The organism is Marivita lacus (assembly GCF_014637725.1).
Lineage (GTDB): Bacteria > Pseudomonadota > Alphaproteobacteria > Rhodobacterales > Rhodobacteraceae > Marivita > Marivita lacus.
This window is the reverse complement of the sequence record NZ_BMFC01000018.1, coordinates 18283-41496: the sequence shown is the minus strand read 5'-3', so window position 1 is coordinate 41496 and position 23214 is coordinate 18283. Positions and strand designations below refer to the sequence as shown.

At 63.7% G+C, this 23214-nt stretch carries 23 protein-coding genes; 7 read left to right on the top strand and 16 right to left on the bottom strand.

Features of this window, described 5'->3' with window-relative positions:
• Positions 1–78: 78 nt before the first annotated feature.
• From IEV82_RS20880 to IEV82_RS20870, 3 genes are read right to left on the bottom strand one after another with little or no spacing between them, the layout of a single operon-like run.
• Complete coding sequence (locus IEV82_RS20880) at positions 79–693, bottom strand: TorD/DmsD family molecular chaperone (RefSeq protein WP_229747954.1); 615 nt, start codon at positions 691–693, stop codon at positions 79–81.
• Positions 693–1373 (bottom strand): DUF3306 domain-containing protein, encoded by a 681-nt coding sequence (locus tag IEV82_RS20875; protein WP_188484025.1) that lies wholly within the window; start codon positions 1371–1373, stop codon positions 693–695. The genes IEV82_RS20880 and IEV82_RS20875 overlap by 1 nt, the downstream gene beginning before the upstream one ends.
• The gene (locus IEV82_RS20870) at positions 1373–1936 is read right to left on the bottom strand and encodes a DUF3305 domain-containing protein (RefSeq protein ID WP_308420466.1); all 564 of its coding nucleotides are present in this window, start codon (positions 1934–1936) and stop codon (positions 1373–1375) included. Before IEV82_RS20870 ends, IEV82_RS20875 begins: the two co-directional genes overlap by 1 nt.
• Positions 1937–2062: 126 nt before the next feature.
• On the opposite strand from IEV82_RS20870, the gene IEV82_RS20865 reads away from it, so the two are divergent.
• Positions 2063–4033 (top strand): 4Fe-4S binding protein, encoded by a 1971-nt coding sequence (locus IEV82_RS20865; protein WP_188484024.1) that lies wholly within the window; start codon positions 2063–2065, stop codon positions 4031–4033.
• An 81-nt stretch (positions 4034–4114) separates the two neighbouring features.
• Here the strand turns inward: IEV82_RS20865 and IEV82_RS20860 are convergent, their stop codons facing one another.
• From IEV82_RS20860 to IEV82_RS20850, 3 genes are all read right to left on the bottom strand, one after another.
• Positions 4115–4618 carry a hypothetical protein gene (locus tag IEV82_RS20860; protein WP_188484023.1) on the bottom strand — a complete coding sequence of 168 codons (504 nt, stop codon included), beginning with the start codon at positions 4616–4618 and terminating at the stop codon, positions 4115–4117.
• 9 nt (positions 4619–4627) lie between these two features.
• Positions 4628–5182 (bottom strand): hypothetical protein, encoded by a 555-nt coding sequence (locus IEV82_RS20855; protein ID WP_188484022.1) that lies wholly within the window; start codon positions 5180–5182, stop codon positions 4628–4630.
• A 152-nt stretch (positions 5183–5334) separates the two neighbouring features.
• On the bottom strand, positions 5335–6096 hold the full coding sequence (locus tag IEV82_RS20850; RefSeq protein WP_229747953.1) for a hypothetical protein: 762 nt from the start codon (positions 6094–6096) through the stop codon (positions 5335–5337).
• Between the two features lie 100 nt (positions 6097–6196).
• On the opposite strand from IEV82_RS20850, the gene IEV82_RS20845 reads away from it, so the two are divergent.
• Genes IEV82_RS20845 through IEV82_RS20830 form a run of 4 tightly spaced genes read left to right on the top strand, consistent with a single transcriptional unit; the run spans position 6197 to position 8635 of the window.
• Complete coding sequence (locus IEV82_RS20845; protein WP_188484021.1) at positions 6197–6388, top strand: DUF6494 family protein; 192 nt, start codon at positions 6197–6199, stop codon at positions 6386–6388.
• A gap of 2 nt (positions 6389–6390) precedes the next feature.
• Positions 6391–7455, top strand: coding sequence for an Mrp/NBP35 family ATP-binding protein (locus tag IEV82_RS20840; RefSeq protein WP_188484020.1), 1065 nt, complete (start codon positions 6391–6393; stop codon positions 7453–7455).
• Entirely contained in the window at positions 7452–8159 is a 708-nt protein-coding gene (locus IEV82_RS20835; RefSeq protein WP_188484019.1) for a biotin/lipoate--protein ligase family protein, read from the top strand. Before IEV82_RS20840 ends, IEV82_RS20835 begins: the two co-directional genes overlap by 4 nt.
• The gene (locus tag IEV82_RS20830) at positions 8156–8635 is read left to right on the top strand and encodes a DUF6505 family protein (RefSeq protein WP_188484018.1); all 480 of its coding nucleotides are present in this window, start codon (positions 8156–8158) and stop codon (positions 8633–8635) included. Before IEV82_RS20835 ends, IEV82_RS20830 begins: the two co-directional genes overlap by 4 nt.
• An 80-nt stretch (positions 8636–8715) precedes the next feature.
• On the opposite strand, the gene IEV82_RS20825 is transcribed toward IEV82_RS20830, so the two are convergent.
• Positions 8716–9444: a DUF1194 domain-containing protein gene (locus IEV82_RS20825; RefSeq protein WP_188484017.1), complete on the bottom strand. Its 729-nt coding sequence runs from the start codon at positions 9442–9444 to the stop codon at positions 8716–8718.
• A 134-nt stretch (positions 9445–9578) separates the two neighbouring features.
• Here IEV82_RS20825 and IEV82_RS20820 point away from each other — a divergent pair, with 134 nt between their 5' ends.
• Positions 9579–9986, top strand: coding sequence for a c-type cytochrome (locus IEV82_RS20820; RefSeq protein WP_188484016.1), 408 nt, complete (start codon positions 9579–9581; stop codon positions 9984–9986).
• Between the two features lie 127 nt (positions 9987–10113).
• Positions 10114–10857 (top strand): class I SAM-dependent methyltransferase, encoded by a 744-nt coding sequence (locus IEV82_RS20815; RefSeq protein WP_188484015.1) that lies wholly within the window; start codon positions 10114–10116, stop codon positions 10855–10857.
• A gap of 6 nt (positions 10858–10863) precedes the next feature.
• On the opposite strand, the gene pepT is transcribed toward IEV82_RS20815, so the two are convergent.
• The 9 genes from pepT to xdhA all read right to left on the bottom strand — a co-directional run bounded on the left by pepT (position 10864) and on the right by xdhA (position 23208).
• Positions 10864–12102, bottom strand: a complete 1239-nt coding sequence (gene pepT, locus IEV82_RS20810; RefSeq protein WP_188484014.1) for a peptidase T — start codon at positions 12100–12102, stop codon at positions 10864–10866.
• 106 nt (positions 12103–12208) lie between these two features.
• The gene (locus IEV82_RS20805) at positions 12209–13471 is read right to left on the bottom strand and encodes a SulP family inorganic anion transporter (RefSeq protein WP_188484013.1); all 1263 of its coding nucleotides are present in this window, start codon (positions 13469–13471) and stop codon (positions 12209–12211) included.
• A 156-nt stretch (positions 13472–13627) separates the two neighbouring features.
• On the bottom strand, positions 13628–14731 hold the full coding sequence (locus IEV82_RS20800) for a BMP family ABC transporter substrate-binding protein (protein ID WP_188484012.1): 1104 nt from the start codon (positions 14729–14731) through the stop codon (positions 13628–13630).
• Between the two features lie 61 nt (positions 14732–14792).
• On the bottom strand, positions 14793–15725 hold the full coding sequence (locus tag IEV82_RS20795) for an ABC transporter permease (RefSeq protein WP_188484011.1): 933 nt from the start codon (positions 15723–15725) through the stop codon (positions 14793–14795).
• Positions 15725–16810, bottom strand: a complete 1086-nt coding sequence (locus tag IEV82_RS20790; RefSeq protein WP_188484010.1) for an ABC transporter permease — start codon at positions 16808–16810, stop codon at positions 15725–15727. The genes IEV82_RS20795 and IEV82_RS20790 overlap by 1 nt, the downstream gene beginning before the upstream one ends.
• A 150-nt stretch (positions 16811–16960) precedes the next feature.
• A complete protein-coding gene (locus IEV82_RS20785; protein WP_188484009.1) occupies positions 16961–18496 on the bottom strand; it encodes an ABC transporter ATP-binding protein in 1536 nt (511 codons plus the stop codon).
• Positions 18451–19404 carry a xanthine dehydrogenase accessory protein XdhC gene (gene xdhC, locus IEV82_RS20780; protein WP_188484008.1) on the bottom strand — a complete coding sequence of 318 codons (954 nt, stop codon included), beginning with the start codon at positions 19402–19404 and terminating at the stop codon, positions 18451–18453. Before xdhC ends, IEV82_RS20785 begins: the two co-directional genes overlap by 46 nt.
• The gene (xdhB, locus tag IEV82_RS20775; RefSeq protein WP_188484007.1) at positions 19394–21811 is read right to left on the bottom strand and encodes a xanthine dehydrogenase molybdopterin binding subunit; all 2418 of its coding nucleotides are present in this window, start codon (positions 21809–21811) and stop codon (positions 19394–19396) included. Before xdhB ends, xdhC begins: the two co-directional genes overlap by 11 nt.
• Positions 21808–23208 carry a xanthine dehydrogenase small subunit gene (gene xdhA / locus IEV82_RS20770; RefSeq protein WP_188484006.1) on the bottom strand — a complete coding sequence of 467 codons (1401 nt, stop codon included), beginning with the start codon at positions 23206–23208 and terminating at the stop codon, positions 21808–21810. The genes xdhB and xdhA overlap by 4 nt, the downstream gene beginning before the upstream one ends.
• Between the last annotated feature and the right edge of the window lie 6 nt (positions 23209–23214).

Genomic DNA, 23214 nt, shown 5'->3' with positions numbered 1-23214 from the left:
CCCTTCTTTCTGATTGGTGCGACCCGTGGGCCGCAAGGTGACGGTTGCCCGCCTGGTGCTTTTGACCCTTGCCTGCCTTCAGGCCGGGGTCAGTCTGAACGCTTCGCGTTCAATCTTCATGAATGCCTTTCCGACCGACCCGACCGCGCTGTAGAGCATCGCGGTCTTGGCGGTTTCCAGATCGGCATAGAAATGCCCCGCCCATGGCGCGACATGGCGGTTGAAAAATGTCTTCTGATCCTCGAGCGTCGATGGCGCTGCAAAGCGCCCGACGATCAACCCGCCCATCACTTCCATCAGCGTGGCGATGTTGTCTTCGGGTTCATAGACATTGGCCGCACGTTCGATGCGGCGCGCCGAGAGATCGGTGCGCAGAACCGCGAGCGGCTTTTCATGCAGAAATCCTGTCAGGTAGAAACTGGCATAGGGCAGTAGCTCGCCGCGACCCAGACCGATGAACAGCTTGTTGAACTCGCGTTCGGCCTGCTGCGGCGTGGTTGTGCGGGCGCACTCGGCAAGCCGGGTGATCGCCTGCCCAAGGTCCGTGTCATCGCCGGTGAGGCCCGCGGTCTGTGCGAGCAAAAGCTCGTCCGGCGGTGCCGACAGGATCAGGCCCAGATAATTGTAAAGATCCGCCCGAAGACGGTCCTCGTCTGACACCGATGGCGTGGGCTGAGCCGCGCTCATTGTCATCAAGTCTCACTTTCAAGTCTGAAGCGCATCCGTCTGGGACGCACAGGTTCCTCGTTTACAGTATCCAATGGTGTGCCGACGTCATATTGATCCTCGCCGCCTTCACCCACGACCATGGTCGTAGATGCAGGTGCAGCACTTGCATTATCCTGCAGATTTTCCGGAATTTCCGGGGTTGGCGGAAATTCTTCATCGGATGCGACAGGCAGGGCGATTTCCGACAGATTCTCTGGGGTATCAATGTGTTCGCCGTTCTGCGCCGCCAGCTTGGCGCGCTCCTGTTCTTCGAGCGCCTGCACGTGGCGCAGCATTCCCTTGCCCACCTGGTAGGCCGTCTTGACCCCCGGCGCATCGGTGGCCGCATTGGTGAAATCGCCGTCGTAATCGTTCAGCCCGTCAAGATTGGCGAGCACCGGGTTGAGCCGCCACAGCTGCCGCATCGCCCGGCGGCGCAGACGTTCCGGCACCGCCTTGTTCATGAAACCGGCGATGTTCTGTCCAGGCTCCAGAGTGTCCGGATCGGGCAATCCGAACTCTTCGAGGATCTCGGCGTCGGTCTTTTCTTCAAGCTGCTTTTGCGTCGCCTCGATCTCGGCTTCTTCGACCTTGCGGGTCTCTTCCGCCTGCTCGGCCTCGACCTTTGCCTTGCGGCGGGACCAGAAATCCGATCCGCGGCTCATTACGGGCGCGCCTTTCGCGAGGTCGTGGGCGCGCGGTACACATCGCTGACCTGCGCGATGCGCGGATCCCCCTTGCCGTCTTCGACCTTGTCCTCGTGGTAGCGCTTGCGCTTGCGCTTCACGAAGGGTTCCTCGACGAAATGCTGGTCGGTCCAGTCCTGCACCCAGGCGACAAGGGCAGGGGGCATCGGCACCTTTTCCACCACGTCCTCGCCGCCATCGGTATATTGCATCGCCTCGTGCGGGTTGGCGGTGATCAGCTTGATCTTGTAGGGAAATTCGTCAGCACCCGGTTGCAGCACCACGTAGGCGGAAACCACGGGTTCCGCGAGACCGATGCGGTAGGCCTCGGCATCGGTGCGCCACAGGGTCAGGGTCGCGGTGCCGACATGGTATTCGGAAATGTCGCCTTCTTCGCGCAACAATTTCCAGTGCGCAGGCCCCGCGCCGGGCAACAAAGCCGTGGGCGCGTAGGCCCATTTCTGCCAGCGTGTCACGCCGGGACGGCGCTGAATCACGACACCCACGGGCATGTCGATCGATCGGCTGTCGGTCTGGGTCAAATCTGTCTCCTCCGTCGTCCGGCCTCACGGGCGCGGTTGACATCTGCGTAGCATAGCCCTTGGTTAAGTCCAAATCTCCAGCCAAAGACAAGAGATCACGCAGGCAGGCGCCGCGAAAGGACCGAAATGGGAACCACTCTTCTACTCTGCGATTGCCTTGGCAGTCAAAATGTCGACGCCGCACGCATCGGTGAGGCGACATCGCTCGATCCCTCGCGGGTCTATACCAACCTCTGCGGCACGCAGGCCGAAAGCGCGGCCAAGGCCATTGGTGGCGGCGATGTGATCGTCGCCTGTGCGCAGGAAAGCGCGTTCTTCGAGATGCTGGCCGAGGAACTGGGTGTCGATACGCCCGCCTTTGTCGACATACGCGACCGCGCGGGCTGGAGCGATGACGCCAGGCAGGCCGGACCGAAGCAGGCGGCTCTGGCTGCGGAATCAGTCCTGAACCTGCCATCGGCCAAGGTGATCGACGTTGTCAGCGAAGGCACCTGCCTGATCGTCGGAGCGGGCGATGCGGTCTTCGCGGCGGCGGCACAGCTGTGCGACACGCTGGCGGTGACCGTGCTGCAGACCGACGCGTCTGATGTGCCGGTCGACCGCCGCTTTGACGTGGTGCGCGGACAGGTGCGCAACCTGAACGGCGCTTTGGGCCAGTTCGAGGTCCGGATCAACGGGTTCTCGCAACTGCTGCCCGGCGGGCGCGGCGCGTTTGCGTTCAGCGATCCCAAGGACGGGGCCGTGTCGGAATGTGACGTGGTGATCGACCTGACCGGCGAGCCTGCGATGGTGCCCGCGCCGCACAAGCGCGAAGGCTACCTGCGCGCCGATCCGCGCCAGCCCGCGACTGTGGCGTCCGTGCTGGCCGAGGCGGCGCAGATGGTCGGCACGTTCGAGAAGCCGCTCTATATCGCGCTGGAGCCTGCTTTGTGTGCGCACAGCCGTGCCGAACAGACGGGCTGTTCGAAGTGCCTCGACATCTGTCCCACCGGTGCCATCACGCCCGATGGCGATCACGTTGCCATCGATCCGATGATCTGCGCGGGCTGCGGCGCCTGCGCAGCACTTTGCCCGTCGGGGGCCATCGCTTATGACGCGCCGCCGGTGTCGGCGGTGTTCCGGCGGCTGGACACGTTGTCGTCCACCTATCGCAAAGCCGGGGGCACAGCGCCGCGCCTTCTGGTGCATGATGCCGACCATGGCACCGAGATGATCAGCCTTGCCGCACGGTTTGGCCGGGGCTTGCCCGCCGATGTGATCCCGTTTGCGATGGACAGTTTGGCTGCCTTTGGTCATGCCGAGATGATGGCGGCGCTGAGCTGTGGATTTGCGTCTGTCGATGTCCTGCTGGCCCCGCGCACCGAACGCGACACGCCGGAACACGAGGCGGTGCTGGCCAATGCGCTGTCAGGCGGCGGTCGGGTGCAGGTGCTTGACCTGACCGATCCCGACGCGCTGAGCGATCACCTCTATGGCGGTGCGGTGCCCAAGCCCGTCGCCACGCCCAGCCTGCCCATCGGCACACGGCGTCAGGTGGCACGGGTCGCGGCCAAGGCGATGGCCCCCGAGGCCGAGATCCTGCCGCTGCCGCAAAACGCCCCCTACGGTGCGGTGCTGGTGGACAAGGACGCCTGCACGCTGTGTCTCAGTTGCGTGTCGCTCTGTCCGTCCGGCGCGCTGGGCGACAATCCCGACCTGCCGCAGCTGCTGTTCCAGGAGGATGCCTGCCTGCAATGCGGGATCTGCGCCACGATTTGCCCCGAAACGGCGATCACGCTGGAGCCGCGCATGAACCTCACCGATGCGGCCTTCAGCCAGGTGGTTCTGAACGAGGAGGAACCCTTTGCCTGCATCGAATGCGGGTCTTTGTTCGGGGTGAAATCGACCATCGAGAAGATCACCGAGAAACTGGCGGGCAAGCATTCCATGTTCGCCACCAGCGACGCGGCCAAGATGATCCAGATGTGCGACAATTGCCGGATTCAGGCGCAGTACCATTCGAAGAACAATCCGTTTGCGCTGGGCGAGCCGCGCATCCCGCGCACCACGGATGATTACCTGGGCGACGGGCCGTACTCGAAACGCAAGGACCATTGAGCGCAGGTGAATGAACCGGATCGACCCATTCTACCGTAGTCCCGTTGGACACTTCGATCCGATGGGACTACGCGACGTCGATTACTTTTGCAGGGGGTCCACGTTGGGAACATAACGCCCGTAGGCGGTGCGAAGGAAGACATTGCAGCGCGTGAGCGTGAATGTGTCGTCCGACGTATCAAGATACGGGTCGAGTTCAACGGCGATGGTAACCGTGCCCGTTCTTCCGTCCCGAACGTTGTTAATGTCTTCGAGCAGTTGGGATTTTTCCAAGACGAATTCCGGATCGAGGTCGGGGCTGGTCCAAGGCATACGCACAATGAGGGCTTCGCAACCAGGAGAAGCCACATCGGACAGCCTGCCAGAAGGAATGTAGATTTCAAACATACCCCCATCAGCAAGAGTATATGCAAGGTCATCACTCCTGCCTTCTGGATTGGGCAGTAAATCTTGCTCAGTAAGTGTCAGCAAAACATGGTGATACTCTTTGCCGTTTGTTGTGTTGACGGTGATCTCGGCTTGGACGGGCGATTGGGCGAAAATCAGAAAAAAGATGCCGCTCAGTAAGTAAATGCAGTTCTTCATGTTGCTGGCCTATATGCTGCAGTCGATACGGAACAAGACGTCTGGGCCGCCATGCGCTTTCCAATCGTTTTGGTATTTTGTGGGCGTGCCGGCGCCCAATGCGGTATTGTAGTGCTTTTTCCAATAGTTCGACTGTGAAATCAGGTCGTTGCTTTTTGGAAGGGCGTCCGGGGCTCGAAAATAGTGGACCCGGGCCATACCCGCTGCATAATTGTCATTGAATTCCAACTCGAGGTGCTTGTTTGCCGTGGGTGAACTCAAAAGGCCCTCGATCTGCCCTTTAAGAGCGTCTCTGTAAGCAAGGAAATTGGTCCAGATATCGTCATGCGTAGCTGGCTCCATCTGAAAGAGACTGCGGGCAGGTCCACCGCCGACTTGTCGGCGATGCTTCAGACCCATGCTTTCATGCAATGCTGTGCCAAGCAGCAGCTGTGAAGCCGCTTTCGAAAACGCGATCTCTGACAAGTGGCACAAGACCGGTTCAATCACCCGGGTCGTGAAAATCTGCGGTGTGATGTTGTCAATGCATTGAAATTCTAATGGAATCATGGCTTTCGCGCTCATCAATAACTGTGAAAAAAAAGAACGTTAAAATTTGTAGGCTCATCGTGTCGAATTTTTCCGATTCCTGCAACTGAATGCTGAAACGGCGACACTACTTCAGTGCTTTGTTCTATTTTCCAAATTGTTATCTGGTGTGCTTCGATGGGGAGCTTTTACTGGTCCATCGATTGCACCGGTGCGCCCAGATCGGCGGGGGGAATGCCCTGCACGAAGGCCATGATGTTGTCGAGATCGTCCAGCGTCATCTCGACCGCGCGGATGGGCGAGGGGCGGTTGGCCCTGAACGGTTCTGTCACATCAGCGATCTGTGTAAATGCCGGGTGCGGGTTGAGCACGTAGAAGGTCTGGAACCGGTCCTCCCAGTCGCGCAGCGTGCGCAGGACCGCAAAGGACGGGGTCGAGCCGATGGAGTTCATGCGGTTCGTGTCGTTCACCACGTGGCAGCGCCCGCAATGGGACAGCGAGACCTCTTCGCCGCGCTTGGCATCGCCCTCGTAGATCGTCGGGGCCACCACCTGCGCCACCTCGACCTGCGTGACAAAGGGTGCCGCGCCATCGACCTGATAGCTGTCCACCGTGCTGCGGCCCACCTCGGATTGAAGCCAGTCGGCAAAGCGCCGGGCATCCGCATCCTCGCCCGTGGTCAGATGCCAGACCGTGTCGGGGCCCTGAAAGGCCACAACCCCGGTCGTGCCGAACTCCGCATCCGCCGCAGCCCCGGGTTCGGTCAGCGTGATCCGCACCTGTGTCTTGAGCGAAAAGCGCGGCAGGATGTAGCCGAGCAGACCCGAGTCCACCAGGGCCTCGGGCGCGGCCAGCGTGAAGGCCTTGTCCTGGGCTTGGGCGGTGGTGCCGACGGTGAGCGCCATGATGGTGGCGCAGGCGAGGCCGAGTTGTTTTCCTGTCACTGTCATTATGAAGCGCCTCCTCGCTTGAAAGCCTAAAGGCGCTGGCTTACACCCGTCAACGCTTCACCTCGGCCAGACCGGGCGGAGGCCCAAGGGGAGAAAACCGATGAGCGATGATTTCAACATGTCCATGCGCAAGTTTCTCAAGCAGGTTGGGGTCACGTCCCAGCAGGCCATCGAAGAGGCGATGCGCGATGCCGACACCAGCGGCAAGATTTTTGACGCCAAGGTGGTTCTGACGATTGACGGGCTTGACCTCGAACATGTCGTCACCGGCTCGATCAAGGGACAGGACTGACCGTGGCGCTGACTCGTGACGCGGTTCTGGCCGCGCTGAAAGCCGTGACCGATCCGGCTTCGGGACAGGATATCGTGGCCGCAGGCATCGTGCGGGCGCTCAACGTCGACGGCGATGCGGTGCGCTTTGTGGTCGAGGTGGCGGCTGATCAGGCCACCATCTACAGCCCCGTGCGGCAGGCTGCCGAGGACGCGGTGAAGGCGCTGGGCGCGTCTTCCGTCTCGGCTGTCATGACCGCGCATTCAACGCCGAAACCGCCGCCGGACCTCAAGGGCGGTGCCAAGCCGAAACCGGCCGGCCCCGAGAAAATCCCCGGTGTGGACCGCATTCTGGCCATCGCCTCGGGCAAGGGCGGCGTGGGCAAATCCACGGTCTCTGCGAACCTCGCCTGTGCTCTGGCCGCCGAGGGCCGTCGGGTCGGTCTGCTCGATGCCGATGTCTACGGGCCGAGCCAGCCGCGCATGCTGGGCGTGTCGGGGCGTCCCGCCAGCCCGGATGGCAAGATCATCCTGCCGATGCGCAATTTTGGCGTGACGATGATGTCGATGGGCCTGATGGTCAACGAAGGTCAGGCTGTGGTCTGGCGCGGTCCGATGCTCATGGGTGCGTTGCAGCAGATGCTGATGCAGGTGCAATGGGGCGCGCTGGATGTTCTGCTGGTGGACCTGCCGCCGGGCACAGGTGACGTGCAGATGACCCTGTCCCAGAAGGCGTATGTGGACGGGGCCATCGTGGTCTCCACGCCGCAGGACGTGGCGCTTCTGGATGCGCGCAAGGGGATCGACATGTTCAACCAGATGAACGTGCCGATCATCGGTCTGATCGAGAACATGTCGACGCATATCTGTTCGAACTGCGGGCACGAGGAACACATCTTCGGTCATGGCGGTGTTGCGGCGGAGGCGGCCAAGATCGGGGTGCCGCTTCTGGCGGAAATCCCGCTGCATCTCGACATCCGCAAGGCCGCCGATGGCGGCGCGCCCATCGTCGTGTCGAAACCCGACAGCGCACAGGCCCAGTCGTTCCGCGATCTGGCCCGCACGCTGATCGCCGCCGGAAAGGCATGAGCACCGGACCCTCGTTCCCGCCGCTGATGCAGGGCATCAATACGGCGGGGGCGGACCCGTTCGAGGCGGCCTGTTCCGAGGCGGCACAGGGCTGCGACGCGGGCACGATCCTGTATGATGCGTCACCCGAACGGTTGCGCGCAGCCATCGTGCTGGCCCCTGAAGTGGCGCTGTCCGACGCGGCGGCGATGGTGCCGCTCACGGGCGTCGCGCTGCAGAACGCGCTGGGGGCGCTGGGGCCGTCGGAGATGCCGGTGCATCTGTGTTGGGACGGGCCGATCCGCGTCAATGGCGGGCTGTGTGGCGCAGTGCGCGGTGCGACCGACACGCAGGATGCGGACGCGGAACCCGGCTGGCTTGTCACCGGGTTCGAGTTGGTCTTTGCGCGAGGCAACCTTGCCGGTGGCGAGACCCCGGACGAGACCGACCTGATGAGCGAGGGCTGCGGTGACCTGACGCCGGTCGATCTGCTGGAAAGCTGGTCGCGGCATCTGCTCAACTGGATCAGCCGGTGGGAGGACGAGGGCATGGGGCCGCTTCATACCGAATGGGCGGGCCTTGCTTATGGCATGGGGAAGGACGGCACCTTCCTCGGAAAGAATGGCCATTTTCTGGGTCTGGACGAAAAGCTTGGCCTCTTGCTTCGCGCCGACGGGCAGACCATGCTCCTGCCTGTGACCGACCTTCTGGAGATCCGTTCATGAACCTTGCCCGTGCCATCCATTTCGACGAAAGCGACCAGCGCGTCTTTCATTCTCCGGCCCGCACCGGCGAATGGTGCATCTCGGGCGGGTTCGAGTTTTCCAACTGGTCCGAGGGGGATCTCGAGGGCCGTGCGAAACAGGCGTTCAGCAATGGCTGGCTGGGGGCCGAGACCTTTGGCCGGGTGAGTTTCGTCGCGGTGACGCAGATCGAACCGGCGGAACATGCCGCATTGGTGCAGGGTTTGGCGCAGCATTTCGTCGATCTCTACGGCGCGCCGTCGGTCGAGGCCGCGCGCCCGGTGGCCGAGGCGGAGATTGCCCATATGGCCGAGCTTTGCGACGAGCACGCGCCGAACACGCTTTTGACGGTGAGCCGCGAGTTGACCGAGTCCGGCGTGCGCGAAAGCTTCCGGGTGATCGAACCGCAAGAGGCGGACATGGCGCTCTTGGCCGTGCACGGATCGCTGGACGAGTAGCGCCGGTAAGCGGTTTCAAAACCGCTTTTCCACGCAATTTCGACATTGCGTCCCAAGCCCCGCGGACGGGGCTTGCCCGCTCAGCGCGAGGACGGTCTCGCAGCGTTCCGCGCCTCCGCCACGTTCCGCGTCGGCATCTGGCCCGAGATTTCCAGAATCAGCTTGCGCTTCACCGCCTCGGCAAAGGACGCACGGTTCTCGGCGGTCACGACAAACGCCCCCAGCCCGCCGATGATCTGTGCCTCGTATTGCGCCTCGAGACCGCCTTGCGCGCGACCGGGATCGTCAGGGCGCAGGATGGGCAGGGCGTTGATCGTCACACCCGCCGCAACCACCGTGTCGCGCGCCTCGGCAATCGACGGGCCGGAATAGCTGCGCACGGAGTCACCCGAAAAGTCGATGACCCGCCGCCAGCCATCGAAGTCATTGGTGTCCATCAGTCGCAACCCTTCGAGCAGCGCTGCACCAATGGCGTTGCGCCCATAGGCCTGACGCGGCTTGTTCAACAACTCGGCGGCAAAAAGCGTGGCACTGTCTGGCCCGTCGATCAGGGTCCAGTCAGCCACCACCGCCTGATTGGTGGCCCATTCCACGTAGGTGACGGCGATGCTGCCATAGGCCGTGTTGGCAATCGCGGCCAGCACCTCGGGATCGGTGATCGCCTGCGCGTAGCCTTGGCGCTGAAAGTCGATCTCGCGCTGGTCGATGGAGCCGGAGGCATCGGCCAGCAGCACCAGTTCCAGATCGGTGTCCTGCGCAAAGGCGGGGGCGGCAAGGGTCATCATCACGATCAGGAACAGGCGGTACATGGCAAATCCTCTTGGCTGACTTGGCGTAAGCTAGGACATCTGCATGAGACCTCAAAAGGATTGATCCGGATCAACGCGCGATGGGCGGGATTCCTGCAGGGTTGCTGTATCTTTGGTCAGATGGAGGATCATCCATGAGACATGCCCTTGCCAGCCTTGCCTGTCTGGCACTGACTGCTGTGCCGCTACTTGCGCAGGATGTCGATCACGGGCGGGCCCTGTTCCAGACCCACTGCGCCACCTGCCACGGGGCCGATGCCAAGGGGCAGGGTCCACTAGCGGCCGCGCTGGTCTTGCAGCCGTCGGACCTGACGACGCTGTCGGCGCGCAACGAGCGCAGCTTTCCGCTGGAGCGGGTGCTGAGCCGCATCGACGGAACCGATCCGATGGTCAGTCACGGATCCCCCATGCCGGTGTTCGGTCCTTATTTCGAAGGGGTCGCCAACACGCCGATGAAGCTGCCAAGCGGACAGCCGTTGATTGTGGCCGAACCGATCGCCGATCTGGTGGGCTATCTGCAATCGCTTCAAGGTGCCGACTGAAGGGCTGACGGGGCAGCCGCATGATGTTTTCGCGCATCGCTTTCAGAGCGGGCCGAAGGCGTGTGGCTTGCATTGGAGTCCCTGCCGGAGGATGCTTTCCCGGATGCGTGAACAGTGAGAAAATTCCATGTCGATACCGGACGTTCTGGGCACCTTGCTGATCGAGACAACCAAAGGTCATCAGCTTGGCGGGGCGTTCCTCATGCTGGGTCGACAGGGCTTTGTCGGCAGCAGGCGGGGTGTTGCGGCGCAGGATTTCGCGGCCGCCATCGCGACGCATCTTCCCGGCCTGACCGAGGACGATCTGCGCAACCCCGACAACGCCTATAGCGAGACCTTCTTTGAAAAGCTTGGGTTCGACAGCGTCGATTCACTCGATTTTTCGGAGTTCGAGAACGCCAGCATCATCCACGACCTGACGCAGCCCGTTGGCGAAGACCTGACCGCGCGGTTCGACGTGATCTATGACGGCGGCACTTGCGAGCATGTGTTCGAACTGCCCACCGCCTATCGCAACATCGACCGGATGCTGAAACCCGGCGCTGTGCTGATCGGGCATTCGCCCTGCAACAACTGGATCAATCACGGCTTCTACCAGATCACCCCCGAAATGGTGTACGGGTTCTGGCAAAAGGCGATGGGCTACGAGGTGCTGGACCTTTTGCTGCAACCCATCCGCCCGGCCCATGCGCGCAAGACGGCGCGCACGACGAACCCGAACGAAACTGGCGTCAGGCCGCGCATTCGGGGGCAACTGCCGTCGGATTCACCCGTGATCCTGCACTACGTGGTGCGCAAGCCGCTGACGCAACAGGCGGGCGGCGGGGTCTACCAGACCGATTACATGAAGCGCTGGTCGGACGACGAATAGGCGCTCTTAACCGGGCTGTGCCGCGCGTTCCGCGATCCGCAGGCACAGGTCCGTCGCGCGGGTCATGTCCTGCACCGACACCCATTCCAGCGGGCCGTGCACGTTCTGCATGCCGGTGAACAGGTTGGGGCAGGGCACGCCCATTTCCGTCAGGCGCGACCCGTCGGTGCCGCCCCGGATCGGCACGGACTGCTCTGGTATCCCCAGATCGGCCAGCGCGGTGCGGGCCAGTTCCACGGGCGTCATGTCGTTTTCCAGCCAGTAGCGCATGTTGCGGTATTGCGGGGTGATGGTGCAGGTGATCCGCGCGCGCGGTTCGGTCGCCGCGATGGTGTCGCAGACCTGCCGAAGAAGCGCGCCCTTGGCCTTCAACCCCTCCAGTTCGAAATCACGCAGGATGAAACGAAGCTCCATCTGGTCGGCGCTGCCCTTCATGTCGACCGCGTGGATGAAACCTTCGGTGCCATCGGTGGTCTCGGGCGTCAGGGTGACCTGGGGCAGGGTGTCGACGATCTTGGATGCAAGGTGGATGGCGTTGACCAGCTTGTCCTTTGCGGTGCCGGGATGGATCGACACGCCGGTCACTGTGACCACGGCGAAATCCGCCGAGAAGGTCTCGTAGGTGATCTCTCCCAGTTCGCCGCCGTCGAACGTATAGGCGAAATCGACGCCCAGATCGGCGGGCAGGTTCGGATCGACACCGCGGCCGATTTCCTCGTCGGGGGTAAAGGCGACGCGGATCGTGGGGCGCTTTATCTCCGGGGTCTCCAGCAGATGCCGGGCGGCGGTCATGACGATGGCAACGCCCGCCTTGTCATCCGCCCCCAAGAGCGTCAGCCCCGAGGCAGTGACGATGTCCTCCCCGACCTTGCCCGCGAGATAGGGAAAGGCGTCGGGCGACAGCACGAGGTCGGGATCGTCGGGATAGGTGATCGCACCGCCATTGTAGCCTTCGATCACACGGGGCTTGACGCCGGTGGCATTGAACTGCGGCGCGGTGTCCACATGGGCGAGAAACCCGATGGTCGGACCGGACACGGTGCCGGGGATCGTGGCGATCACGGTGCCATAGGGGGTTTTCGTGACATCCGCCGCGCCGATCTCGGTCAGTTCGGTGACCAGCAGGTCGAGCATGTCATGCTGACACGCCGTCGAGGGCGCGCCGGGGCTGTCCATGTCCGACTGGCTGTCGATGGCGCAATAGCGCACCAGTCGGGATTTCAGCTCTTGATGGAAGGGGTGCATGGGCAGTTCCTTGGGTCTTGGCGTGGCGGAATGATGCGAGAAAAGAGTCGCGCTCGGCCGAGAATGCACATGCCGCTCGACCAAGGGCAAGACATGCGATCCCCGATCAGCGGTCCGGTTCGGACCAGTCCGAGTCAGGGGCGTTGCGGCGTTGCAGTCGCAGCGCCAGCCCCAGGGCGACCCCAACCCCGATGGCCACGGTCAGGTCAGCAAGGACCGTGAGAACCATCGTCAGCCCAAGCAGCAAAACATCGGCCTTGCGCTGGACCAGGTGATCCCGCCATTTGTGCGGCTCGCTCATGTTCCAGGCAGTCAGGATCAACAGCCCCGCCAAGGCGGGCATCGCCATGTAGCCGACAAGTCCCGACGCCACCAGCATGACAAGAAGGATCGTCACCGCGTGCACAAGCCCCGCCACGGGTGTCTGCCCCCCGGCGCGGATATTGGTGGCCGTCCGCGCGATTGCGCCGGTCGCCGGCAGGCCACCAAACAGCGCCGCGCCGATGTTCGCGGCCCCCTGCGCCAGCAATTCCGCATTCGGGCGATGCTGACCTGCGATCATGCGGTCCGCCACCATGGCCGACAGCAGAGATTCAACCCCGGCCAGAAAGGCGATGATGAGGGCAGAGGGCAGCAGCTCGACCAATCGTCCAACGGTGATGTCGGGAAGCGAGGGCCAGGGAAGGGTGCTGGGAAGCGCCCCGAAGCGCGACCCGATCGTGTCCACCGGCAGGTCGAGAACTGCCACGATGGCAGAGGTGATGGCGACCGCAACGATCAGTCCGGGCAAGGCGGGTGCGGCGCGACGAAACACCGTGATCAGCACCATCGTGCCCAGTCCCACAAGGGCCGAAACGGTCGAAAAGCTGGGGCGCGCGTCCCAGAGGACCTCGATCTTGGCCAGGAATTCCGCTGGCACGTCCGTGACACTCAGCCCGAACAGATCCTTCAACTGGCTGGTCGCAATGATGATGGCGATGCCGATGGTAAATCCATTGATCACCGGCTCGGGGATCAGGCGGATCAGGTTTCCGGCGCGGAAATATCCCGCGATCAACAGGATCAGACCTGCCATCAAGGTGGCGATCAGCAACCCGTCATAGCCATGATCGGCAATCACGCCGAACACCACGACGATGAAAGCGCCTGTTGGTCCACCGATCTGAACCCGGCTTCCGCCCAGAAGCGAAATCAGGAACCCCGCAACGATCGCCGTTATCAGACCCTTGGCCGGGTCAGCACCCGACGCAATCGCGATGGCAAGGCTCAGGGGAAGTGCAACCATCGCCACGGTTACCCCCGCAACGACGTCACGCAGGAACAGCGCACGGGTGTATCCGGGAAGTGTTGTGAGAATCTGTGGCGTCATGGCTGCAGGTTATGAAGATGCCGCAGCTTTGTCATTTGGAACAAAGCGCGGGATCGAAAAGGCATGCTCTGCGCCAGCGACCATATAAAAAACGCCCGAAGTCTCCCCCGGGCGTTTCCTGTCTATCGCAACTCTCCGGCAGACGCCGGACCCCGATCAGTTCGGGATGTCGCCGGTGATGCCTTCGACGTAGAAGTCCATGCCCAGAAGGGTGCCGTCGTCGGCGGTCTCGCCCTCGGCCAGCCATGCGCTTCCGTCCTGCTTGTTCATCGGGCCGGTGAACGGGTGGTACTCGCCCGCCGTGATGGCGTCGATCATCGCCTGTGCTTCGGCCTTCACGTCGTCGGGGATGGCGTCGTTCATCGTGCCGATGACGACTTCGCCCTCGGGCATGCCCGCCCAGCTGTCGATCTGCTCGTAGGTGCCGTCCATCAGCGCGCCCACGCGCTTGATGTAATAGGGCGACCATTCGTCGATGATCGACGCGATGCGCGGTCCGGGGGTACCGTCATCATTGGTGGTGAAGGCTGCCATGTCGGACGCCTGACCAAAGCCCCATGCAGAGCCGCCTTCCTTGGCGATCTCGGCCAGTGGTGCAGTCGAGTCGGTATGCGCGGTGATCACGTCGACGCCCTGATCGAGCATCGCGCGGGCGGCGTCGGCCTCTTTCGCCGGGTCGAACCATGTATAGGCCCATGTCACGACGAGTTCGACTTCCGGGTTCGCCAGCTTGGCGTGGTGATAGTAGCTGTTGATGCCCATGATCACTTCGGGGATCGGGAAGGACCCGATATAGCCGATCTTGTTGGTCTGGGTCATCTTGCCCGCGATGTGGCCCACAACGGCACGGCCTTCGTAGAAGCGCGCGTTGTAGGTGGACACGTTCGGATGCTCGCGCTTGTAGCCGGTGGCGTGCTCGAACTTCACGTCCGGGAACTTGGCCGCGACGTTATTGGTCGGGTCCATGTAGCCGAACGAGGTGGTGAAGATGATGTTGCAGCCCGACAGCGCCATCTGGGTGATGACACGCTCGGCATCGGCACCTTCGGGCACGCTTTCCTGATACGCGATCTCGACCTTGTCGCCGTATTCTTCCTTGAGCGCCAGCGCGCCCTGGTGGTGCTGGTAGGTCCAGCCACCGTCGCCGATGGGGCCGACATAGACGAAACACGCCTTGGTGGTGTCTTGCGCAATGGCGGGTGCGCCGAAGGCCAGCGTCAGGCCGGCGGCGGCTGTCGCGAGTAGTGTTCTGCGGATCATGTGGGTACTCCCGGTTGGTGGGGCGGTTGGCGCCCCGTTGGTGTTGCAGCGCCCCTGTTTGTCAGCGGGTCGCATGAAAGGTCTGTCCAAGGTTCGCGGGCGCATCATGGCTGCTGCGGCTGCGGTTGGACGAGATGAAAACAAGCACGAGGATGGTTATCAGATATGGTGACATCGACAAGTATTGCACCCCCCACGTCATCCCGGCAGCCTGCAGATTGAGTTGCAGAACGCTGATGCCGCCGAAAAGATAGGCACCGATCAGCACCCGGCCCGCGCGCCAGCTGGCGAAGACCACGATGGCCAGCGCGATCCAGCCCGCGCCCGCCGTCATGCCCTCGGTCCATTGCGGTACACGGACAAGGCTCAGATAGGCACCGCCGAGGCCCGCACAGGCGCCACCGAACATGATGGCAAGCAGGCGCACGCGCACCACCTTGTATCCCAAAGCATGGGCGCTGTCATGGCTTTCGCCGACCGCGCGCAGGATCAGCCCGGCGCGGGTGAACTTGAGGAACGCCCAGACCGCGAGAATGAGGCAGAGGCTGACATAGACCATGATGTCGTGGGAAAAGAGCATCCGACCCACCACCGGCAGGTCGCCGAGGATGGGGATGTCGAGCTTGGGCAGCGTTGCGGTCTTCTGACCCTCGTAGGGTTTGCCCAGAAGCGAGGACAGGCCCAGCCCGACCAGCGTGAGGCCCAGCCCGGTCGCCACCTGGTTCGACAGGAAAATCTGCGTGAGCACGCCGAAGGAGAGCGACAGGGCCGCGCCCGCAACGGCGGCGATGACAAAGCCCAGAAGCGGCGATCCGGTGTTGATGGCCACGATAAAGCCGATGACGGCCCCGGTGATCATCATGCCCTCGACCCCGAGGTTGAGAACGCCCGATTTCTCGACCACCATCTCGCCGATGGCGGCCAGCAGGATCGGTGTGGCCGAGATCATGAGCGATGCGACCAGCAGGACCGGGTTGATGTTGCCGAGATCCATCACGCCACCTCGCTTGCGCCGAAGCGGACGCGGTAATTTGTCAATACATCCACCCCCAACAGGAAGAACAGCAGCATGCCCTGAAAAAGCTGGATCGACGCGCCGGGCACGCCCAGCATCAGCTGCGCCAACTCGCCACCAATGTAGGTCAGCGCCATGAGCAGCCCCGCCAGCAGGATGCCCACCGGGTGCAACCGACCCAGGAAGGCCACGATGATCGCGGTAAAGCCATAGCCCGACCCGAAGTCGATGCTGACTTGCCCCGCCGGTCCTGTGACCTCGAACAGCCCCGCCATGCCCGCCAGCACGCCGGCAGTGCCCAGACAGAACAGGATCGTGCGTGCGGGCGACACGCCTGCGAATTTCGCCGCGCGCGGAGCCTCGCCGGTCAGGCGGATGTTGTAGCCCTGGATATGCCGCGTCAGCAGCACATAGGCGAGGATCACCGCGATGAAGGCGGTCAGCACGCCGAGGTGCATGCCGGTGTTCGGGATCAGTTCGAGGTTCTGCGACGACGACCATTGCGACAGGTTGCGCGAGCCGGGAAAGCCCATGCCTTCGGGATTGCGCAGGATGCCCGACGACACCGACGCCAAGAGGTTCTCGGCCACGTAGACCAGCATCAGCGAGACGAGGATTTCGTTGGTGCCGAAGCGCACCTTCAGAAGTGCCGGGATCATCGCCCAGGCCCAGCCGCCCAAGGCCCCCGCCACGATCATCAGCGGCAGGATCAGCGCCGACTCCATCGGGTAAAGCGCCAGACCCGCCGCCGCGCCGCAGATCGCGCCGATGATGTATTGCCCCTCGGCCCCGATGTTCCAGATGCCCGCGCGGAAGCCGATCGACAGGCCGATGGCGATGAGGATCAGCGGCCCCGCCTTGACCAGCAGTTGCGGGCGCGAGAACGCCGCGAATTGCGGATGAAACAGCGGATCCCAGAAGATCGTGCGGATCGCCTCGAACGGCGAGGTGCCGATCAGGCTGAACATGATGCCGCCGAAGATCATCGTCAGGATCACCGCCAGGATCGGTGTCGCCACTGTCCATGCCCTTGACGGCTGCGGGCGCTTTTCGAGCCGGATCACCGCAACCCCTCCGTATGTGCCGGGTGGCAGGTGGCGTGTGCATATTTGGAAAAAGAAGAACAAGGGAGTGGCGCGCACTGCCCCTGCTTCTTCTTTTCAAAAATATGCAAATGAAACGCCACCAATCTGAGGGAGCGGTTGGCTGATGCGTCACGCCTCCACATGGGCCACCTCCATGTCATGCGCGCCGCCCATCATCAGGCCGATCTCGTCGATGCTCAGATCCGCCACCGGCTTGAGCGGCGACAGCCGCCCCTCGTTCAACGCCCCAAAGCGGTCGGCGATTTCCAGAAGCTCGTCCAGGTCCTGACTGATCACCAGGATCGCGGCGCCCTTGGAGGCGAGATCCAGCAGGGCCTGCCGGATCGCGGCGGCGGCGGCGGCATCTACGCCCCATGTGGGCTGGTTCACCACAAGGATGTCCGGGTTCTGCGCCACCTCGCGCCCGATGACGAATTTCTGCAAATTGCCACCGGACAGGGCCCGCGCCGCCACATGGGTGCCGGGAGTGCGCACGTCGAAGCGTTGGATCACATCCGCGGCAAATCCTTCGGCGCGTTTCCAGTCGATAAAGCCGTTTCGCACCAGCCTTTGCCGACGCCCCGCCGTCAGCACGGCGTTTTCCGTCAGGCTCATATTGGGCGCCGCCGCGTGACCCAGTCGTTCCTCGGGGGCGGTCAGGCAACCAGCGGCACGGCGCAGCACGGGCCCGTCACGGCTGGCATCCGCGCCCTTGATCCAGATCGTGCCACGCTCGGTCAGGCGTTCTCCCGACAGCGCCAGCAGCAGTTCATCCTGCCCGTTGCCCGCGACCCCGCCAAAGCCCAGCACCTCGCCCGCGCGCAGTTCGAAACTGATGCCGCGCAGGGGTGTGCCGAAGGCGCCGGGGGGGGGCATCGTCAGGTTGTCGACCCGCAAGAGCACCTCACCGGGGATCGCGTGTTTCGCGGTGGGTGAGACAAAGCTCGACCCGATCATCATTTCCGCCATCGCCCGCGCGGTGGTCTCGGAGGGTGTACAGGTCGCCACCTTCTTGCCCAGCCGCAGGATCGTCGCGTGGTCGCAGAGCGTGCGGATCTCTTCGAGCTTGTGGCTGATATAGAGGATCGCGGTGCCTTCGGTCTTCAGCTTGCGCAGGGTCTCGAACAGGATCCCGACTTCCTGTGGCGTCAGCACCGAGGTTGGCTCGTCCATGATGAGAAGGCGCGGATCCTGAAGCAGGCAGCGGATGATCTCGACCCGCTGCCGTTCGCCCGCCGACAGCGTGCCCACGGTGCGCGACGGATCGAGCGGCAGGCCGTAGGTTTCCGACACCTCGCGGATCTGCCGGGCCAGATCGCGGCGCGGCGGTGGGTTCTCCATGCCAAGCGCCACGTTTTCCGCCACGTCCAGCGCATCGAAGAGCGAGAAGTGCTGGAACACCATCGCCACACCCGCCTTGCGCGCCGCACTTGGCTCGGACGGCGCATAGGGCGCGCCGTGCAGGGTCATCCTGCCCTTGTCCGGTTTCACCAGCCCGTAGATCATCTTGACCAGCGTGGACTTGCCCGCGCCGTTTTCACCCAGCAAGGCGTGGATCTCTCCCTCGCGGATGTCGAAGGACACATCGTCATTGGCGACAACACCGGGATAGGCCTTGGTCAGGCCCGAGAGGCGAAGGAGGTTGTCTGTCGTGTTGGAGGACACTGAACACCTGCGTTGGTCGTTGAAAGGCTCAATAGCTGTGCGGCAACCCCGACGGCAATCGCTTGCGGATGTTTGCCAAGTGATTTTTGCCCAATCGGGCAGCAGATGCGAGATATTTGGGCGTCTGTGTGCCCCATCTTGCGCAAACGCGAGGCAAAGCGCGCCCATTTCGTACCCGATCCGATCAGCCCCGCAAAGCCGAACCCGTGATGCAGCAGCGCGTCGCACAGGCTCAGGTCAAGCGCGTGGGAATAGGTCAGGATCAGATGCGCGGCATCCTTGGGGGCGTGTTGAACGACGCGCAGCGGATCACTGGCGGGCAGGGCGTTCACCGCGTCGGGAACGGTGTCGGGAAAGCGGCTTGGCGCGGTGTCGACCCAGGTGATGCCAAGCTCGGGGATCGGGTGCAGCACATCCACGAGGGCCCGCCCGACATGGCCCGCGCCCCAGATCCAGAGCGCCTGCGTCGAACGGGCCAGAGGCTCGACGAACCAGCCCTGCACCCTGCGTGGGCGCAGATCGACGCCCTGGTTGCGCGCGCAGGCGGTGAGTCGTTTGACGGCCAGCGGCATGTCCCCCGGACCGCGGGCGATGATGCTCTCGCCCTCCAGTTCGCGCACGCGGTCGGCGTCGAAGGTTTCGGTCAGCAGAGTGACCGCGCCACCGCAGCACTGGCCCAGTTCGGGGCCAAGCGGGTGTTTGCTGAAGCCTGCGCGCTGGAACGCTTGCTGGGCTGCCTGATACTCCAACGCACCGCCGCCGATCGTGCCGGATTGCCCGCCCTCCCAGACCAGCATCGCAGCGCCCACCTCGCGCGGGGAAGATCCCTGCACCTCGGCGATCACCACGCGGGCGACCCGGCCATGTGCTGTCACCGCCGCGCGCAGGCTTTCAAGGTCAAACGCCATCGCGCACCCTTTCGATGGCCGCCAGCACCCGCTCCGGCGTGGCGGGCGCGTCGAGCGCCGGATAGCCCGAACCACAAGCCGCCACCGCGTCGGACAACGCGAGGAACACCGACATGCCCAGCATGAAGGGGGGCTCGCCCACCGCCTTGGAGCGGTAGATCGTGTCCTCGCGGTTGGCCCCCTCCCAGAGCGCCACGTTGAACACATCAGGCCGGTCCGAACAGGCGGGGATCTTGTAGGTCGAGGGCGCGTGGGTGCGCAAACGGCCTGACTGATCCCAGACCAGTTCCTCGGTTGTCAGCCAGCCCGCGCCCTGCACGAACCCGCCTTCGACCTGCCCGATGTCGAGCGCCGGGTTCAGCGACGATCCCGCATCGTGCAGGATGTCGGTGCGCAGGATGCGGTACTCGCCGGTCAGTGTGTCCACCGCCACTTCGCTGATCGCCGCGCCATAGGCGAAATAGAGGAACGGGCGGCCCTGACCCTTGATCCGGTCCCAGCTGAGTTTCGGCGTGCGGTAGAACCCCGTGGCCGACAGGCTGATGCGCGCCTCGTAGGTCAGCTGCGCGACCTTGGCAAAGCTGTAGGTCTCGCCCTGCACGGTGACAGTGCCATCGGCGAACACCACGTCGCGGGTGTTGCATTGGTGCAGGCTCGCCAGATGATTGGCCATCCGGTCGCGGATCGTGTCGCAGGCGGCTTTTACCGCCATCCCGTTGAGGTCAGAACCGCTGGAGGCAGCCGTGGCCGAGGTGTTGGGCACCTTGGCGGTGTCGGTCGCGGTGATCTTGACCCTCTCCAGAGGCACCCCAAACCGGTCGGCCGCCACCTGTGCCACCTTCTGGAACAGGCCCTGTCCCATTTCGGTGCCGCCATGGTTCATGTGGATCGAGCCGTCCTGATACACATGCACCAATGCGCCCGCCTGGTTGAGATGCGTCAGCGTAAAGGAAATCCCGAACTTGACCGGTGTAAAGGCGAGGCCCTTCTTGATGACGGCATTGCCCGCGTTCCAGTCGGCCACCGCCGCGCGGCGCGCCTCGTAATCGGCGCCTTCCAGCACGCGATCGGTCATCTCGTGCAGGATGAAATCCTCGACGACCTGCCCGTAGGGCGTGGTCTGTTCGGCATCCGCCACGACCGGTGCCCCCGCGGCGGTTACCTGTTGCGCCCCGCGCGAGGTGAGATCTTCCCCCTGCTTCTTCTTGTCCGAAATACCTCCGGGGGAGTCGCCGGAGGCGACGGGGGCAGCGCCCCCCTCGACCTCTGCCGAATAGTAATTCGCCCGCCGCACCGCGACCGGGTCGAGGCCCAGATCATGCGCGATATGGTCCATCACCCGTTCCATGCCCAGCATCCCCTGCGGGCCGCCAAAGCCGCGAAAGGCGGTGGCACTCTGGGTGTTGGTCTTGAGCCGGTGGCTTTCGATCCGCACATGGGGCAGGTGATAGGCGTTGTCGGCGTGCAGCATCGCGCGGTCGGCCACGGGGAGCGACAGATCCTGTGCCCAGCCGCAGCGGGTGTAATGCTCGAACTCGATGCCGGAAATCACGCCCTGATCGTCAAAACCCACACGGTATTCGATGCGGAAATCATGCCGCTTGCCGGTGATCATGAAATCATCGTCGCGGTCATAGCGCATCTTGGCGGGCCTGCCGGTGGCGGACGCCACCACGGCGCAGGCGATGGCCAGCGCGTTGCCCTGGCTTTCCTTGCCACCAAAGCCGCCACCCATGCGCCGGGTCTCGACGCGGACGCCGTGCATCGGCAGGTGCAGCGCATGGGCGACCTTGTGCTGGATCTCGGTCGGGTGCTGGGTCGAGGAATGCACCACCACGTCGCCGCCTTCCTGCGGCAGCGCCATCGCGGATTGGCCTTCGAGGTAGAAATGTTCTTGCCCGCCCATTTCGATCACACCGCTGATCCGGCGGGGGGCGGTGTCGATAGCCTCGCCTGCGTCGCCCTTTTCCCAGACGCGCGGCCCGTCTTCAAAACGGCTGTTGGCGGCCATGGCATCGTCGATGGTCAGGATCGCATCGCGTTCGCCATAGGTGATCTGGGCCAGTCGGGCCGCCTTGCGCGCGGCGAGATGGCTGGTCGCGGCAACAAGAAACACGGGCTGACCGAGATACTGGATCGTCGCGCCCGACAGCATCGGCTCGTCATGGTTCGAGGGCGAACAATCGCAGTCGCTGGGCAGGTCCTTGGCCTCCCACACACGCACCACGCCGGGGGCGGCGCGCACATCGTCGAGGTTGATCGAACTGATCCGCCCGGCGGCGATGGTGCTGAGCCCGAAGGCCAGATGCAGCGTGTTCTGCGGCATCGGGATGTCATCGACATAGCGCGCCTGTCCGGTGACATGCAGCCGGGCGGCGTCATGGGGCAGCGGTTTCGAGACACTCATGCCGACACCTCCAGCACGTTCGACGGGGTGCCCTGATCCTCGTGCCAATAGCGCAGGAGCATGTTCTGCGCCGCGCGCAGGCGGTAGTCGGCTGAGGCGCGCATGTCCGACAGGGGCGTAAAATCCCCTGCCATCTGGGCCATCGCGCCGCGCACGGTCTTTTCGCTCCATTCCGCGCCGGTCAGGGCCGTCTCGACCGCCGTTGCCCGTTTCGGTGTGGCCGCCATGCCGCCGAAGGCGATGCGGGCGTTTGCGACGGTGCCGTTTTCGACGCTGATGTTGAACGCGCCGCAGACGGCCGAGATGTCCTGATCGAAGCGTTTGGACAGCTTGTAGACCTTCAGCCCCGGTGCGTGGCGCGGGATCGTGACCGCCTCGACGAATTCACCCTTGGCGCGGTCCTGCCGGCCATAGGCGATGAAGAACTCCTCGAGGGCCATGTCGCGGCGGTGATCGCCCGCCCGCAGGTGCAGCGTGGCCCCCAGTGCGATGAGCGCAGGCGGGTTGTCTCCGATGGGCGAGCCGTTGGCGATGTTGCCGCCGATCGTGGCCGCCGCGCGGACCTGTGCAGAGCCGTAGCGGCGGATCATCTCGGCGTAGGAGGGGTGCAGGTCCTTCACCGCATGCAAGACCCGGTCCATCGTCACGCCCGCGCCGATGCGGAGCGTGTCGTCGCTCTCTTCGATCTGTTGCAGCTCGGTGCAACGATTGAGGAAGATCACGTCGTCCAGATCGAGCAGCGACTTGGTTACCCAGAGGCCCACATCGGTCGCCCCTGCGATCAGCGTCGCGTCGGGACGCGCGGCGTAGGCGGTTGCGAGGTCGTCCAGCGTTTCGGGTGCGGCACCGCTGGGGGGCTGTCTGCCCCCCAGACCCCCCGAAGGGTATTTTTGAACCAGAGAAGCAGGGGGTGTGTCCTTGATCCAGGCGGGCACTGGCTGATCGGTGGCGGCTTGCGCTGCGCGGATGATCGGGGCGTAGCCGGTGCAGCGGCAAAGGTTGCCCGCCAGCGCGTCGTCATGGCCCGTGTCGCCGTTCAGGTGCGCCACCGCCATCGAAACGACGAAACCGGGTGTGCAGAAGCCGCATTGCGAGCCGTGATGGTCGATCATCGCCTGTTGCACCGGATGAAGCGTGCCATCGGGGGCGCTGATGCCCTCGACGGTGCGGACGGCGCAGCCGTCAAGCTGGGGCAGGAAAAGGATGCAGGCGTTGAGGGCGCGGGCGCCGCGCGCGTCCGTCACCATGACGGTGCAGGCTCCGCAGTCGCCTTCGTTGCAGCCTTCCTTTGTGCCGGTGAGGCCGCGCGTGTCGCGCAACCAGTCGAGCAGCGTCGCCGTGGGGGACACGTTTCGCAGCTCCACGCTCTCTCCGTTCAGAAGAAAGGTGATATCCATGTGAAA

What these genes read in the sequence shown, in the direction of transcription:
- IEV82_RS20880 (WP_229747954.1), bottom strand. Translation starts at nt 693, where the DNA reads ATGACAATGAGCGCGGCTCAGCCCACGCCATCGGTGTCAGACGAGGAC.
- IEV82_RS20875 (WP_188484025.1), bottom strand. Translation starts at nt 1,373, where the DNA reads ATGAGCCGCGGATCGGATTTCTGGTCCCGCCGCAAGGCAAAGGTCGAG.
- IEV82_RS20865 (WP_188484024.1), top strand. Translation starts at nt 2,063, where the DNA reads ATGGGAACCACTCTTCTACTCTGCGATTGCCTTGGCAGTCAAAATGTC.
- IEV82_RS20860 (WP_188484023.1), bottom strand. Translation starts at nt 4,618, where the DNA reads ATGAAGAACTGCATTTACTTACTGAGCGGCATCTTTTTTCTGATTTTC.
- IEV82_RS20855 (WP_188484022.1), bottom strand. Translation starts at nt 5,182, where the DNA reads ATGAGCGCGAAAGCCATGATTCCATTAGAATTTCAATGCATTGACAAC.
- IEV82_RS20850 (WP_229747953.1), bottom strand. Translation starts at nt 6,096, where the DNA reads ATGACAGTGACAGGAAAACAACTCGGCCTCGCCTGCGCCACCATCATG.
- IEV82_RS20845 (WP_188484021.1), top strand. Translation starts at nt 6,197, where the DNA reads ATGAGCGATGATTTCAACATGTCCATGCGCAAGTTTCTCAAGCAGGTT.
- IEV82_RS20835 (WP_188484019.1), top strand. Translation starts at nt 7,452, where the DNA reads ATGAGCACCGGACCCTCGTTCCCGCCGCTGATGCAGGGCATCAATACG.
- IEV82_RS20830 (WP_188484018.1), top strand. Translation starts at nt 8,156, where the DNA reads ATGAACCTTGCCCGTGCCATCCATTTCGACGAAAGCGACCAGCGCGTC.
- IEV82_RS20825 (WP_188484017.1), bottom strand. Translation starts at nt 9,444, where the DNA reads ATGTACCGCCTGTTCCTGATCGTGATGATGACCCTTGCCGCCCCCGCC.
- IEV82_RS20820 (WP_188484016.1), top strand. Translation starts at nt 9,579, where the DNA reads ATGAGACATGCCCTTGCCAGCCTTGCCTGTCTGGCACTGACTGCTGTG.
- IEV82_RS20815 (WP_188484015.1), top strand. Translation starts at nt 10,114, where the DNA reads ATGTCGATACCGGACGTTCTGGGCACCTTGCTGATCGAGACAACCAAA.
- pepT (WP_188484014.1), bottom strand. Translation starts at nt 12,102, where the DNA reads ATGCACCCCTTCCATCAAGAGCTGAAATCCCGACTGGTGCGCTATTGC.
- IEV82_RS20805 (WP_188484013.1), bottom strand. Translation starts at nt 13,471, where the DNA reads ATGACGCCACAGATTCTCACAACACTTCCCGGATACACCCGTGCGCTG.
- IEV82_RS20800 (WP_188484012.1), bottom strand. Translation starts at nt 14,731, where the DNA reads ATGATCCGCAGAACACTACTCGCGACAGCCGCCGCCGGCCTGACGCTG.
- IEV82_RS20795 (WP_188484011.1), bottom strand. Translation starts at nt 15,725, where the DNA reads ATGGATCTCGGCAACATCAACCCGGTCCTGCTGGTCGCATCGCTCATG.
- xdhC (WP_188484008.1), bottom strand. Translation starts at nt 19,404, where the DNA reads ATGGCGTTTGACCTTGAAAGCCTGCGCGCGGCGGTGACAGCACATGGC.
- xdhB (WP_188484007.1), bottom strand. Translation starts at nt 21,811, where the DNA reads ATGAGTGTCTCGAAACCGCTGCCCCATGACGCCGCCCGGCTGCATGTC.
- xdhA (WP_188484006.1), bottom strand. Translation starts at nt 23,208, where the DNA reads ATGGATATCACCTTTCTTCTGAACGGAGAGAGCGTGGAGCTGCGAAAC.